Source organism: Streptomyces sp. NPDC056231 (assembly GCF_048270745.1).
In the GTDB taxonomy this organism is placed as follows: Bacteria; Actinomycetota; Actinomycetes; order Streptomycetales; family Streptomycetaceae; genus Streptomyces.
In genome coordinates, this window is the sequence record NZ_JBLVKW010000058.1 from 1 (window position 1) to 14670 (window position 14670).

The 14670-nt window shown below is 69.7% G+C and carries 11 protein-coding genes; 5 read left to right on the plus strand and 6 right to left on the minus strand.

Annotation, left to right across the window (positions count from 1 at the left end):
* The first annotated feature begins 497 nt into the window (after positions 1–497).
* Complete coding sequence (locus ACNPQM_RS31765; protein WP_418086667.1) at positions 498–1406, plus strand: UTP--glucose-1-phosphate uridylyltransferase; 909 nt, start codon at positions 498–500, stop codon at positions 1404–1406.
* A gap of 155 nt (positions 1407–1561) precedes the next feature.
* Complete coding sequence (locus ACNPQM_RS31770) at positions 1562–2263, plus strand: DUF5995 family protein (RefSeq protein ID WP_418086687.1); 702 nt, start codon at positions 1562–1564, stop codon at positions 2261–2263.
* Between the two features lie 18 nt (positions 2264–2281).
* On the opposite strand, the gene ACNPQM_RS31775 is transcribed toward ACNPQM_RS31770, so the two are convergent.
* The 6 genes from ACNPQM_RS31775 to ACNPQM_RS31800 form a co-directional block, all read right to left on the minus strand.
* Positions 2282–3223 carry a GNAT family N-acetyltransferase gene (locus ACNPQM_RS31775; RefSeq protein WP_418086668.1) on the minus strand — a complete coding sequence of 314 codons (942 nt, stop codon included), beginning with the start codon at positions 3221–3223 and terminating at the stop codon, positions 2282–2284.
* Positions 3220–5355 carry a peptidase C14 gene (locus ACNPQM_RS31780; protein WP_418086669.1) on the minus strand — a complete coding sequence of 712 codons (2136 nt, stop codon included), beginning with the start codon at positions 5353–5355 and terminating at the stop codon, positions 3220–3222. Before ACNPQM_RS31780 ends, ACNPQM_RS31775 begins: the two co-directional genes overlap by 4 nt.
* A gap of 76 nt (positions 5356–5431) precedes the next feature.
* The gene (locus tag ACNPQM_RS31785; protein ID WP_418086670.1) at positions 5432–6271 is read right to left on the minus strand and encodes an SDR family NAD(P)-dependent oxidoreductase; all 840 of its coding nucleotides are present in this window, start codon (positions 6269–6271) and stop codon (positions 5432–5434) included.
* A gap of 188 nt (positions 6272–6459) precedes the next feature.
* Positions 6460–7305 (minus strand): amidohydrolase family protein, encoded by an 846-nt coding sequence (locus ACNPQM_RS31790; RefSeq protein WP_418086671.1) that lies wholly within the window; start codon positions 7303–7305, stop codon positions 6460–6462.
* Positions 7302–8489 (minus strand): mandelate racemase/muconate lactonizing enzyme family protein, encoded by a 1188-nt coding sequence (locus tag ACNPQM_RS31795; protein WP_418086672.1) that lies wholly within the window; start codon positions 8487–8489, stop codon positions 7302–7304. The genes ACNPQM_RS31790 and ACNPQM_RS31795 overlap by 4 nt, the downstream gene beginning before the upstream one ends.
* Positions 8489–9856 carry an aspartate aminotransferase family protein gene (locus tag ACNPQM_RS31800; RefSeq protein WP_358863237.1) on the minus strand — a complete coding sequence of 456 codons (1368 nt, stop codon included), beginning with the start codon at positions 9854–9856 and terminating at the stop codon, positions 8489–8491. Before ACNPQM_RS31800 ends, ACNPQM_RS31795 begins: the two co-directional genes overlap by 1 nt.
* A 291-nt stretch (positions 9857–10147) precedes the next feature.
* Here ACNPQM_RS31800 and ACNPQM_RS31805 point away from each other — a divergent pair, with 291 nt between their 5' ends.
* From ACNPQM_RS31805 to ACNPQM_RS31815, 3 genes are all read left to right on the plus strand, one after another.
* Positions 10148–10996, plus strand: a complete 849-nt coding sequence (locus ACNPQM_RS31805) for an IclR family transcriptional regulator (protein ID WP_358863236.1) — start codon at positions 10148–10150, stop codon at positions 10994–10996.
* A gap of 208 nt (positions 10997–11204) precedes the next feature.
* Positions 11205–13355, plus strand: coding sequence for a peptidase C14 (locus tag ACNPQM_RS31810; RefSeq protein WP_418086673.1), 2151 nt, complete (start codon positions 11205–11207; stop codon positions 13353–13355).
* 41 nt (positions 13356–13396) lie between these two features.
* A complete protein-coding gene (locus ACNPQM_RS31815) occupies positions 13397–14653 on the plus strand; it encodes a Gfo/Idh/MocA family protein (protein ID WP_358861705.1) in 1257 nt (418 codons plus the stop codon).
* The last annotated feature ends 17 nt before the right edge of the window (positions 14654–14670 follow it).

The window sequence follows — 14670 nt, forward strand, 5'->3', positions numbered from 1 at the left end:
GTTGCGCCCGTTGTTTCCCCAGGCGCCTTCGGTGGGGCTACTATCCCCCCCAACCCCAACGCCACCCTAAATACAACCCCCCAACCACAGGAGGGGGCGCCGCGGCCCGTACGCGTGTGCGTACGGCCGACGGCCGGTCCAGCGTTACTACGACGCTATCGGCGTCCGCCGCACCCGATGCCTTGTCCTTCATTCCCTTGTTGAAGTCGTAGCGGTCCATGGCGTGGACCGTGATCGTCATCGTGAACTTGTCGCCCTGTGATCCGACTTCGGCGCTGCCTCAGATCTTGTGATCACCCAGGGTCTTGTCCCAGTTCTCGGTCTTCGTGTACAGGCCGGCGCCCGTCATACTCCGCGCCCCGCCCGTCATCCAGTCGGCCGTCAGGGAAACTCAGGCACACGGCACGTCGAGGACGGACAGTTCGCTCGGACCAGCTGATAGCGTCGTCGGCCGTGGCACCGAGTGGGGTGCCGCACCGGGCTGCCGAAAGGAACTCATGTCCGCCACGATCCGGAGGGCAGTCATCCCCGCCGCGGGCCTCGGTTCGCGTCTCCTCCCGCTCACCAAAGCGACGCCGAAGGAGATGCTTCCGGTCGGTGACAAGCCGGTGATCGAGCACACTGTGCGAGAACTCGTGGCCTCGGGCATCACGGACATCACCATCGTCATCTCCGGCGGCAAAGGGCTGATCCAGGACCATTTCCGCCCCAACCCGGCTCTCGTCGCCCAGCTCCGCGCGGACGGCAAGACCGCATACGCGGATGCCGTGGAGGAAGTAGGTGAACTGTCCAGGCTCGGGCACATCACCTACCTCGACCAGCACGGCCCGTACGGCAACGGAACCCCTGTCCTCAACGCGGCGCGGAACTTCGGCGACGAGCCGATGCTGGTCCTGTGGCCCGATGACGTCTTCGTCGCCGGGACTCCGCGTGCGCAGCAGCTGATCAGGGGGTACGAGGCGACGAGTTGCCCCGTGCTCGCCCTCATGCCGATGAGCCCCGCCGACTCGCACCGTTACGGCGTGCCCGTCGTCAAGGAGGACCTGAACGACGGGCTCCTGCGCATCACCGGCCTCGTCGAGAAGCCGAAGCCGCAGGACGCCCCGTCGGCGTACGCGGCGATCGGTGGATACGTGGTGACTCCCGGCATCATCGACGAGCTGCGCCGGCAGACGGAACGCTGGTACCAGCACCGCACCGGTGAGGTCTACCTGACCGACGCCATCAACGTCTACGCAGGCAGCCGTGCCGTGTACGGGCAGGTCATCGAGGGCCAGTGGTACGACACCGGCAATCCGCTGGCTTATCTCACCGCCCAGTTCGCCGCTGCGCTCGCCGACCCGGAGTACGGCCCCCATCTGCGCAGGCTCGCACAGGGACTCGGCGACCCCGTGCCCTCCGCCTGACCGCGAACCGCCGCACCTGTCCGGAGCGGCCCGGAGCCGGCCCCCGGGTCACCGATGGCCCTGCCGTCGTTCGCCCGTTCCGATGAACCCGCGGCCGGTCGGCGCCAGGACGTGCCCGCGGCTGGAACGCTGCCCCCATGGCGCAGTTCAAGCAGATGGAGCAGTTCACTCACCGGGCCGGTCCCGGCGCCGCGCCGCCCGATGTCACCGCGGTGATCGGGCGGATGCGTGACTTTCAGTCCTCCTGGCCGCCGGTGGACGGGGTGGCCGTCTTCAACCGGATCTACCTGACGGTCACCGAGACCGTCGACCGGCGGATCACCGGTGGCGCGTTCCCGGACCGGCGGGCCGCCGCCACCCTGGACGTGCGGTTCGCGGAGCACTATCTGACGGCGGTCGACGCGGCGACGGCCGGGCAGCGGCCGCCCGACTGCTGGCGTCCGCTGTTCCAGTACCGGCGCCACCCCGGCGTACGGCCGCTGCAGTTCGCACTGGCGGGTATCAACGCACACATCGGCCATGACTTGGCACTCGCGGTTGTGGACACCTGCCATGCGCTGCACTGCGCTCCGCCGGAGCTGGAGGACGAATTCGACCAGGTGGGCGATCTCCTCGTGATGCTGGAGGAGCAGATCCGCGAGGATCTGATGCCGGGGCCCGATCTGCTGGAGGTCGCGGATCCGCTCACCCATCTGCTGGGGTCGTGGAGCCTGGAGCGGGCCCGTGAGGCGGCGTGGTCGGCGGCCCGGGTGCTGTGGCGGCTGCGTGATCTCCCGCTCCTCGCCGAGGAGTTCCGGCAGCGGATGGACGCCGGGGTCGGTCTGGTGGGGCGCTGTCTGCTCACTCCTTGCCGCTGACCGCGCCTCACCGGGTCCTCAGAAACTGTCGCCGTACCAGTGGACGGCTCCGGGCGCGGTGACCGTCGCCCGTACCGCCGCCGGGTCCGCCAGCAACGGTCGGGCCATGCCCACGTGCTCCTCCCCGGCCACCGCGTCGGTGAGCAGTCGAGGCAGGGCTGCCCGGACCTCGGCGGTGTCGGGGAGCCGGACGCGCGCGCGGGTCGGTCCGGTGTCACGGGTGCGCGCGGCGGCAGCCGCCAGCAGGTTGCCCAGGGCCTGGGGTGCCCGCGGGTCGACAGCGCATTCCCGTACCTCCAGGACCTGTTCGCCGTGGTGGGTGACGAGCATGGAGACAATCCTGTGGGAGTCGGGGTCCTCGGCGACCAGGGTGCGGTCGAGCGGCCCGTACCAGGCGGGGATGCGTACGGCCCATTCCTCGTCGGTCCGCACCGAGCTGAGCGGCCGGTGCTCGTCGTATGCCGCCCGGAGTGCGGCCAGGGCCGGGCCGTCGGCGGGTGTGGCGGTGCGGATACGGAACCGGCTGCCGGCCGGGGGGCCGCCCCGGGCGATCGCGCCCTCGGTGACGGGGCTGGGGAACTCCTGCCAGCCCGAGCTGCGGTAGACGCCGGGCGTTCCGGTGAAGAGGAGCGACCAGGCGCACAGCTCCGCCGTCATGGTCCGTTCCGCCTCGACGAGCAGCCGCCGGATGAGCCCCTGGCCTCGCGCCTGGGGCCGGGTGGCGACGCTGCCGAGGCCGCCGACCCGCTGCGGTACGCCGTGCGCGTCGCGGAGCTGCCTCGGTACATAGACGACGACGGCGTCGATCCGTCCGTCCTGCTCCGCCACGAAGGTGCGGTGGTGCCGGTCCGGATCGAGGGCGTACAGAGCGGGGAGGTGCGGGGCGGCGAAGCACTCGCCCCAGAGTGCGGCCAGGGCGGGCTCGTCGGCCGGGGTCGCGGTCCGGAGAGTGGCGCTCACAGCGTCAGACTGCCTTCCGTGCGGACGGAGTTGCTGTCCTCCGGCATGGCCGTGCGCTTCGTGCCCTGCTCCACGCATGATGTGTGGAGCACGGACTTCATTGCGTCCGGGGCGAGATGGAGCGTTCCGCCGGTGAATCGGCTGCCCGTGGCCGCGTAGTGATTGGTGCCGTCCGCGATCCGGATGTGGGCTGTGCCGGAGTCCGAGGTGACGCTGGTGAGGGAAGAGATGTCCCAGGTCAAGGTGGCGTTGCCGGCGGCGCGGCCGAGGAGCGCCTTCGCCTTGTTGCTGCCGGTGAGGCGGGTCCCGCCGGTGACGGTGATCCGCTGGTCGCGTACGGCGCTGAGCTCGACGCCCGTGTTGTCGTATGTGCCGCCGTGGATCCGGAGGTCCGCCGATCCGATGGAGAGCGGGGCCGCGTTCTCGGTGCCGATGACGGTGCAGTCGGTGAAGTGGACGGGGCCGGCGCCGCGCAGGATCGCCCCGTCGACGCCCTTGAACGTGCAGCGCACGAAGTGGACCTGCGCGGTGACCGGGGTCTGGACGAGGACGGCGCCCGCGGGCAGCTCGAACGAGCAGTCGCTGATGACGGTCGGCCGGGTGGAACGGGCGGAGCGCTGGGCCACGGCGAAGGTCCTGGCGGTGCAGCCACGCACCTGGACACCGTCGGCGTTGACCGTGAGAGTGCCCGCCTGGTCGAAGGTCGGACGGGCGATCACCGTGATGTCTTCGAGCGTCAGATCGGTGATCTTGGTATTGGCGGTGAACCATGAGCAGACGTGTCTGCGCACAGTGATCCGCTTGGCGGAAATGCCCCATTGCGCACCGGAGTTGGCGATGTCCATCAGACCGGAGTTGCCGTCGAAGAGCAGATCGTGTTCGTACTGCCCGTGGGTGGTGAAGGGGTTTCCGCCCGCGTCGTCGCCGTCACCGTGGCAGTTCACGACGGTGCAGTAGGCGGAGGCGGTCAGGTCGTTGAGATGCCGGACATTGCTGGTCGTGCAGTCGGCCACCCGGCCGTAGAGGCAGTAGATCTGCTGGGTGAGATAGCCCGCGCCACCGTAGTCGACGGTGGGCGGGTTCTTCAGGGAACACTCCTCGGTACGGAACCGGGTGCACCACCGCCGCATGACGACCGGCCAGAAGCTGCCGGTGGCGTGAATGCCGGAGACGTCGCAGCCGACGGCGTACTCGAAGCTGACCGGGTGCGAGCCGGTGTACTCGTCGGGCCCCGCGCCCTCGAAGACGAGATTGCGGATGTGCGTGTTCAGGACCGGCTCGATGCGGGTCCAGGTGAGCCTGCGCCCCTCGGCGAGTTCCCAGCCGTTGAGGTAGCCGATCCGGATGTGTCCCGCGTCCACGATCTCGGTGATCTCGACCAGCTTCTGCAGCTCGCGCTCGTCACGGCCGCCGCCCGCGACCGGGTCGACCTGCACGGACCACCACTGGCCGACCTCGAACGCCGTGGCGTCCGGGACCGGGAAGGTGTCCGTGAGCTCGATGACCTTGCCCGACAGCGCGTGCTTGACCGTGGTGTCGGTGACGGTGCCGCGGAAGGAGAGGACGGCGCCGAAGGGGTTGTCGTGGGTGTTCTTCTCGATGCCGTCGGTGACCATGCGGTGGCCGCCGAAGTCGAGTTCTATGTGGGAGCGGTTCCAGAGGTGGCGCTTGGTGAAGTGCAGGTCGGTGTGGGCCTCGATGCGGTGGACCGAGTTGTCGGCGATCATCGCGTCGAGGGCGGCGTCGGCCGGTTCCTCGGTGTCGAAGTGTCCGAAGGTGCGGAAGTCGACGGTCCCGTTGTGGAGTTGGACCCAGCGGCCGGGCTTCCCGCCGGCGGGTGCGATCACGGTGCCGCCGTTGTGGGCCGTGTCGGACTTCTTGTCCCAGCGCACGGCCATCGCGCCGCCGTCGCCCGGGGCGTGGTAGCCGGCGACCAGGACCTGGGCACCGTCGTCGAGCGGTGTCGTGTTCAGCGCGCGCAGTTCGGCGACCGTGTCGACAGTCGACACGGTCGACGCAGGGGAAGGGGCCGCCTGCGCGGCACCGGTGGCCACGGCCGAACCGGCCACCACCAGACCGGCCAGACCCGAAGCCCTCAGCAGATTACGGCGTGACGATGCATTGACGGACATGGCGGAGGCGCTCCTCGCGTTGTCGATGCGTGCGTGATGCGTGATCGGTCGGGTACGTGATACGTGCGCGACGGCGTCAGATGGTGTTCCGGTACGGCGGCATGAACCGCATGCGCGGCATCTGGTCGGCCAGCACTCCCCCGTCGACGACCAGGCGCGCACCGGTCAGGTACGCCCCGGCGTCCGATGCGAGGAGCAGCAGCGCGCCCACGCACTCGTCGGGCTGCGCATAGCGGCCGACCGGGATCCGCTCGCGGTACGCGGACTCGAACGCCTCCCGGTCGAACGGGAACTCCCCGTCGATGGGCGTCTCGACCATGCCGGGGGCCAGGGTGTTGGCGGTGATGCCGTGCCGGGCGAGCTCGACCGCCAGGGTCTCGGTGAGCAGTTGGGCGGCGGCCTTGGAGGCGTTGTAGTGGGCCAGGCCCGCCTCCGCCACCAGGGCGTTCTTCGACGTGATGGTGATGATGCGGCCCGCGACACCGTCAGCCGTCATGTGTTCGGCGATGCGCTGGCTGAGGAAGAAGACCGCGTCGACATTGACCCGCATGATGTGCGACCAGCTCGCGGGGGTGATCTCGTTGAAACGCTCCAGCGCCGCCGTGCCCGCGTTGTTGACCAGGATGTGCAGCGGTCCGGTCTCGGCACGCACGGCGTCGACGAAGCCGGCCAGGGCCTCGATGTCGGCAAGGTCCTGCCCATAGGTCCAGGACCTCCGACCGAGCGCTTCGACGGCCGCGGCCGTCTCCGCGACACCGTCGGCGCCGGGCAGGTCGACAAGGACCACATCGGCGCCCGCCTCGGCGAGCCCGACGGCGAAGGACCGGCCCAGGCCGCGGGCGGCTCCGGTGACGACCGCAGTGCGGCCGGTGAGGTCGAAGCGGTCGGTACCGCGGGGCGGGACGGCTGCGGTCATGGCGGGATTCCTCCTGGCGGGGTGGTACGGGGAGGTGGGCCGCCGCACCGCACCAGGGGGTGAATTGCGCGGCGGCCCGGCTGCCGGACGACGGCCGGGGAATGGGGGAAGACCCCGGTGTCGTACCGGCAGGATCACGGGAACGGCGGGTGGTGCCGTTCGGTCCCGGTGGAGTGGGGGCTGCGGGATCAGCCGTTCAGTCCCAGCAGGTCCAGCGACGGCCGGTGGATGATCTCTTCCACCGCGTCCACGTCGAGCGGCGGCAGTCCGGGGATGCCGGGGATGCGGGCGATCTCCCGCAGCCCCTTCACCGAGTCGTCGACCGTTGTGAACGGGTAGTCGCTGCCGAACATCAGCTTGTCGAAGACCCCGTAGTCCTGGACCAGCCGGAGGCTGTGCCAGAGCTGGAAGGGCCGGTAGTGCAGGGCGCTGACGTCCGCGTACACATGCGGGTGCTTGCGGATGACGGCGATGCACTCGCCCTCGAACGGGTGGCCGAGGTGGGCGAGGACCATCCGTAGTTCCGGGTGACGGATGGCGACCGCGTCCAGGTGACGGGGCATCGCCCATTCCAGCGGGGCGTTCGAGACGAACGTGGTGCCGGTGTGGACGAGGAGCGGCAGGCCGTGCCGTTCGGCGTACCCGTACAGCTCGTCGTACTCCTCTGCCGCAGGGTCGAAGCCCGCGTACATCGGCATCAGTTTGATGCCGCGCAGGCCGAGCTCCTGGTGGCCGTAGCGGAGTTCGTCCTGCCAGCCGGGCTGGGTGGGGTCGAGCGAGAGGTAGCCGATCAGCCGGTCGGGGTGTGCAGCCGCGTACGAGGCCACGGCGGCGTCGTCGACCCAGAGTCCGCTGCGGCGGGCCTTGCCGCCGACGACGATCGTACGGGTGCCCTCCGGTGCGGTGGCGGCGTACTCCTCCCACTTCACCGTCAGGTCGACCTCCCCCGCGTGGGCGCGGGCCGAGTCGGACTTGAAAGGCTCGGTGAAGTCGTGGCTGTGCCGGAAGAGATGGGAGTGGACGTCGACGATCATGTCCGGTTCCGCTTCTCCCAGCCGTCCGCGAACATGTTCCAGAAGCGGTGGCTGGGTGGGTGTTCCTCGAAGACCTCGTCGACGAGTTCGACGCCGATCCCGGGGGCGGTCGGCAGGCCGATGTGGCCGTCGACGATCGGGAGCGTGCCCTTGAGGGCGTCGAAGACGTACGGCTCCAGGAGCCCGTCGAAGGTCTCGAGGATCTTGAGGTTGGGGATTCCGAGAGTCGCGTGCACCGAGACCGTGGTGCAGAGCGGCGAGTTGGAGTTGTGCGGGGCGACGAGCATGCCGTGGGTGTCGGCGATCGCGGCGAGCTTCCGTACCTCGGTGAAGCCGCCGGCCATGGAGAGGTCGGGCTGAATGATGTCGACGGCGTTCGTCGCGAAGAGCTGCTTGTACTCGTAGCGGTTGTGGAAGTGCTCGCCGCCGGAGATCGGGAAGGCGGCGCGCTGCCGCAGTTCCGCGTACCGCTCGATGTGGGTCCAGGGCATCGGCTCCTCGAACCAGCCGATGTCGAACGGCTCCAGCTCGCGGACCAGCCGGGCCGCGGTCGGCATGGCGAACCGGGCATGGCCCTCGATGAACAGGTCGACATCCGGTCCGACGGCCTCGCGGACCGCGGCGACGAGGTCGATGGAGCGGCGCAGCTCGGCACGCTCCAGCTCGTGGAGTCCGGGGCCGAACGGATCGAACTTCAGGGCGGTGAAGCCCTTCGCCACGGTCTCCTTCGCTTTGGCCGCGAAGGTCTCGGGCTCGCGCTCGCCGGTGTACCAGCCGTTGGCGTAGACGCGTACCGTGTCGCGGCAGGCGCCTCCGGTCAGGCGGTACGCGGGCACGCCGAGCGCCTTGCCCATCAGGTCGTACATCGCCTGGTCGAGGCCGGACAGGGCGATGCCGCCCATGTCGCCGCCGCGCAGGAAGTCGCCCTGGTAGACGCGGAGCCACAGCTCCTCGATGTCGAACGGGTCGGCGCCGATGAGGTGCCGCCGGGCGAGGGCCTCGGTGAGGGCGCAGACCTCACCGACCCGGTAGGGGTGGGTGATCTCGCCGATGCCGGAGAGGCCCTCGTCGGTGTGGACCCGGACGTAGCCGAAGTCGCGCCAGGAGGTGCCCAGCATCAGGGTCTCGACCCGGGTGATCCGTCCGGCGGGGCCGGCCGGGCGGGTGCGGTTCACGGTGAGCATCAGCGGGCTCCGCCCATGGTGGAGGTGTTCTCGAGGTCGCGCGTGCCGCCCTCGGCGAGGACGGCCTTGACGGCGGCCTCGGTGCCCTCGATGAGGCGGTCGACATCGGCGTCGGTGTGGGCGTAGCTGATGTGGCTGCGCTTGAGGTTGAGCGGCAGCTCGAACAGACCGTGGTCGAGGAGCCTCCGGCGGTAGCCGACGAACAGTGAGGCATCGTTGGCGAGCAGGTCGGCGTAGGTACGGGGGGTCTCGCCCGGCATGAAGTAGCTGACGAAGACGGAGCCGTAGCCGGTGACGACGGCCGGGACCCCGAGGCGCTCGTACAGTCCGGTCAGCTCGGTGCGGACGCGGTCACCGAGCCGGAAGACGTGCTCGTGGACCGGCTCCTCGCGGAGCTTGCGCAGGGTGGCGAGGGCGGCAGCGACGACGGACGGGTGTCCGTTGTACGTGCCGGCGAAGAAGGCGGGGGCGCCGGGGCGGGTGGAGAAGAGGTCCATCAGGTCGGCGCGGCCGCCGATCGCGCCGACGGGGGCGCCGTTGGCGATGGCCTTGCCGAGGGTGGTGAGGTCCGGGGTGATGCCGGAGATCTTCTGCCAGCCGCCGATGTCGTGGCGGAAGCCGGTGATGACCTCGTCGAAGATCAGGACGCTGCCGGCCCTCGTGGTCTCCTCGCGCAGGGTGGTGAGGAATTCCTGGAACGGCAGGAGCGCGCCGACGTTGTGCGGGACAGGCTCGACGATGACGGCGGCGATGTCGGAGCCGTGCTCGGCGAAGGTGCGGCGGACGGCGTCGCTGTCGTTGAACGGCAGGACGAGGGTGGCCTCGAGGACCTCGGGCAGGATGCCGGTGGAGATCGGGTCGTGGCCGCCGACCATCGAAGGGGCGGAGATGACATTGAGGCTGACCGAGTCGTGCCAGCCGTGGTAGCAGCCCTGGAACTTGACGACGAGACGGCGGCCGGTGGCGGCGCGGGAGACGCGCAGCGCGTGGAACGTGGCCTCGCTGCCGGTGCTGGTGAGGAGGACCTTCTCGATCGACGGGATCAGCTCGGTGAGCTGTTCGGCGAGGAGGATCTCGCCTTCGGTGACTCCGACGCCCATGTGGCCGAGCGTGGCACCGGCCTCTGCGGTGGCGCGGGCCACGTCGGGATCGTTGTGCCCGAGCAGCGGCGGGCCGAACGCCGAGTGGAAGTCGGTGTACTCACGTCCGTCGGCGGTACGGAACCGTGCGCCGTCGGTCCCGGTGACGACCAGGTCGGTCAGTCCGGGAACGCTGCGCTGACCGCTGTTCACTCCACCGGGTACGACCTGGCGGGCGCGCTCGGCGAGTCGGGCTCCGGATTCATTGCCTACCGGGCCTGAGCTCATATCGCTTGCTCCTTGCGTCGAGAGTCGTCGGTTTTCGCAGGCCCTGCCCGGCCTGCGATTCCCTGGCGCCATCCGCCCGGCAGTCGCCGCAGGAAGTGGTGGTCCGTGGTGCGTGTTTCTTGAGTGTTTCGCTTTTTCCGAACACTGTTCTGTAGAGCAGAACAGTGCCTGGATGTTACGTCCGACCCCGGTGCCGGTCAACCCCCTTCCGGCCACGAGAGGCCCATTCCAGGCAGGTTCACCTCGCGGAGGGGTCCACTCAACCCATGTAAGGGACTAGGCTGTTCTGCTATGACGAACAGTGCTGCCCCAGAAGAACCGAAGTACTGGGTCAAGAGCGTGGCCAGGGCAGCGGACATCCTCGAAGCGCTCGCCGCCCCCGCACAGGGGAACGGCCTCAGCGTCACGGAGGTCGGCCAGGCCTGCTCCATCTCCAAGAGCGCCGCCTTCGGCATGCTCCAGACCCTGCGCGCGTACGGCCTCGTCTCGGACGACGGCGAGGGCATGAACCGCCGCTACCGGCTCGGCATGAGCCTGGCCAGGCTCGGCGACCGCGCACGGTCCCAGGTGTCCCTGCGCGGGGTCGCCCATCCCGTACTCACAGAACTGACCAGGACCACCGGCATGGCCTCCCGGCTCGCCGTGCCCGAGAACGGCCATGCGGTCGTCGTGGACCAGGTCGAGGTCGATCAGCGCGTCCGGCTCGATCTGCGGATGGGGCAGCGCGAGCTGCCGCACTGCACGGGCCTGGGCAAGGCACTGCTCTCGGCGGTGCCGGAGAGCGAGGCCGCCGCGGTGATCGAGCGGTTCGGACTGCCCCGGCGCACCTCCCGCACCATCACCGACCCGGCCACCTTCCTGTCGCATCTGCGCGACATCGCCCGGGTCGGCTACGCCCTGGACGACGAGGAGGACGCCGAGGGCATCATCTGCATCGGTGCGCCGGTCTTCGACGACCGTTCGGTGTGCGCGGGGGCCATCAGCATCACCGGGCTCAAGCTCGGCCTGCCGGCCTGGCGCTACCAGGAACTGGGCGGTCAGGTCCGGGACGCGGCGCGGCGGATCAGCGTCTCGCTGGGCTGGGTCGCCGACGCGGACAGCTCGACGGGCCCCGAGCATTCCGACGGAATCAGGTCTTGACCGATCGGCTCCATCGGCCGTAGGTTCCCTGCCAACCCCGATGACATTCAGACGACATCGGCGGTTTACCCCTTCCGGTCCGCTTCCGACGCCTGCCCAGCGCGTTGTGAACAGCTGACGGCCGGACCTTATTCAGCCATCCGCCTCATGGCAGTCCACCGCAGGAACGCTCCCTCATTTTCGGCACTTCTCGGAAGGCGAAGTCCGCATGAGCGTTCCGCACCACCCCACCCCTGCCCAGTCCCGCCGCACACTGCTGCGGGCTTCGGGGCTTGCCGGTCTGGTCATGGCCGGTTCGGCCGTGGCCACCGGCTCGGCGCAGGCCGCACCGGCACACGCCGGCGATGTGCAGCGTGTCGACACGGTCGCCGAGCTGCGCGCGCTGAACACGCCACCGCTCGACGACGGTGCCCAGGTCCTGGTCGCCGGCTACCACGCCCCGGGCGACGGCGGCGCGATGGCCGTGCGCTGGGACAAGAAGTCCGACACGGCCCACAACGGCGGCACCGTGATCGCACCCGCCGGCGGGAAGCCCGGCCGCTGGGTCCAACTCCACAACGGGACCGTCGACTTCCGCACCTTCGGACACTTCGACACCGAGGAACCGGCCGACGCCGCCCTCGACGCGATGATCGCCGACAACTCGGTCCACCGCATCGAGGCCCACACCGACCTGCACTTCACCAAGCGCCACCTCTGGAACCGCTCCCACATAGAACTCGACTTCGGCGGCCACCGCATGGTCACCGACGGCATCGAGAAGAACACCCACGACAACCCCTTCGGCGCCGTCCTCTCCTTCCGCGGCACCGTCACCGACACCGTGCACACCCACACCCTGGGTGCGGCGATGCCGGATCTCTCCGATCTCTTCGAGGTCGGCGACTCCGGGAAGTTCTCCGTCGGCCAGTGGTGGGCCGTGGAGATCAACGCCCTGTCGGGGAAGTACGAGAAGGAGATCCAGCGTCTCGTCCAGGTCACCGAGGTCGTCGACGCGACGCACATCAGGGTCAACTACCAGATCGGCTGGGACCTGGCAGCCGGCCGGACGCTCACCTGGACCCGGATCGAGCCCGTCGACCGCGCCCATGTCCGCAACCTCGTCTTCGAGGGCTGGGGCGAGGACGAGATGACCGGCTCGCACCCGGTCTCCTACGAGTACGCGGTGCGGTGCGACGTCTCCGGGATCGAGGCCGTCGGCACGTTCTGGCCGGTGGTGATGCGCCGCTGGTGCACGTACTACCGCACCGAGCAGTGCTCGCTGACCAACCCGAAGTCGGTCACCTACGGCGGCGCGGGCTATCTGACCCAGCAGATCTACTGCCTGTACGGGCATGTCGAGGACTGTCACACCTCCAACGCCCGCCACCTCAACGACTTCACGGCCTCCGCCTACTGCTACGTCACCAACTGTCACGGCGACGGCGACGACGAGGGACCGTTCGTGACGCACGGTCAGTTCGAGCACGACCTCGTCTACACGGGTAATTCCGGTCTGATGACGTTCGCCAACTCGGGCGCCGCCTGGGGCGGCCGGGCCAAGCGGATCACCGTACGCCGCCATGCCTGTTCCTGGTTCGTCGCCCGGGTGAAGATCACCGATCTGACGCTCGAAGACGTTCTGGTCATCGGCAAGAAGTCGCTCTCCGGCTCCGGAATGCTCTGGGTCAACGCCGACGGTGTGCAGCTGCGCGGGTGCACGGCGAGCGGGCCGCTGATCATCTCCCAGGCGTCCACGCTCTCCGCCCGGCCCAATGTGATCGCCGACTCGGCGTTCACGTTCGCTGCGGGCGCCGAGGTCACCCAGGCCAATGTGGCCGCCCCGGTCACCCTCGCACGGACGACGCTGAACGGCGTCGACGGTGCGGTGTTCAACGGCGCCGGGCCGCTCGTCCTCGACCAGTGCACCCTCACCGGCTCCAAGGACACCGCGCCCGTCTCGCTCGCGCACACCGACATCACCGTGACGGGCGGCGAACTCCGCAACACCGGGCTGAAGTTGACCTCGGCCAAGAACCAGCGGCTGCGGGTCGACGGCGCCCGGATCAACGGCACCAACAAGGACGGCGCGCTGCTGTCCCGTACCGGCACCGGCCGCACCGTCGACTGGCAGCTGTCCGGCCTCGACTCGACCGCACCCAAGGACACCGCCCATGTGCTGGTCACCGAGGGCCCCAACCGCTACCGGGCGACCGGCTCCACCTTCACGGGCGGCCGGCTCGAACTGCGGCCCGCGGCCTTCGCCGGCTCCGGAAGCCATCTGCTGCACACCGGCTGCGTCGAGGACGGCACCGAGCGCACCGCGCTGCCGGACGAGGGCGGCCGCGTCGCCCACACCGCGGCCACGCTGCGGTTCTGACCGCACCACCGAACCCACCCACTGAGTCCCAGGGAACCCCCGTGTCCACGCATCCCCCGATCACCGGCCGGCCCGTCCGGGTCGCGCTCGTCGGCGCCGGCAACCGCGGTCTGACGTACGCCGAGTGGATCAAGGCGCACCCCGACCGCGCCGAACTCGTCGCCGTCGCCGACCCGCGCCCCACGGCTCGTGCCGCGGCTGGCGCGCCCGTGGAGTTCGACGACTGGCGGCCGCTCGTCGAGAACCGCATCGCGGACGCCGTCATCGTCGCCACCCAGGACCGCTTCCATGTGGAGCCGGTGCTGGCCCTCGCCGAGGCCGGTTACGCGATCCTCGCCGAGAAGCCGCTCGCCCCGACCGAGGACGAGACCCGGAAGATCGTCGAGGGCGTCGAGCGGGCCGGGGTGCTCTTCGCGGTCTGCCACGTCATGCGCTACACGCCCTACACCGACCTGGTGAAGGATGTCGTGGACTCCGGCGTGCTCGGGCAGTTGGTCTCCCTCGACCATCTGGAGCCGGTCGGCTGGTGGCACTACGCCCACAGTTACGTACGCGGTCCCTGGCGCAGCGAGAAGGACTCGTCGCCGATGCTGCTCGCCAAGTCGTGCCACGACCTGGACTGGATCACGTACATCATGGGCGGCCGGATCGAGCAGGTCACCGGCTTCGGCGGACTGAAGCACTTCCGGCCGGAGAACGCCCCGGCCGGGTCCGCCGACCGCTGTCTCGACTGCGCGGTGGAGTCCGACTGCCCGTACAGCGCGCTGAAGCTGTACATGCCGACGCTGCGCGAGAAGGGCGCGGTCTGGCCGGTCACCCATGTCACCGAGGCGACCGACGAGGCCGGGCTGGTGCAGGCGCTGCGCGAGGGTCCGTACGGCGTCTGCGCGTACCGCAGCGACAACGACGTGGTCGACCACCAGGTGCTCGCCATGCAGCTGTCGGGCGGGGTGACCGCCACCTTCCAGATGGTGGCGTTCACCGAGCAGACCCATCGGCAGACCCGCATCTTCGGCTCGCACGGCTGGCTGCGCGGTGACGGCGAACGCGTCACCGTACAGGACTTCCGTACCGGCGAAACGACTGTCCACGAACTCGGCGTATCCGGTTCGAACGCCGCCGATGGGCACGGGGGTGGGGACGCCGCGCTGGTCGAGGCGTTCGTCACCGCCGTGGCCACCGGTGATGCCGGGGCCGTCCGCTCCGGTCCCGCCACGTCGCTCGGCAGCCATCTCGCGGCGTTCGCCGCCGAGCGCGCCCGGCACACCGGCACCGTCCAGTCGGTGCCGGCCAAGTGACACCCCCTCACCCCCGC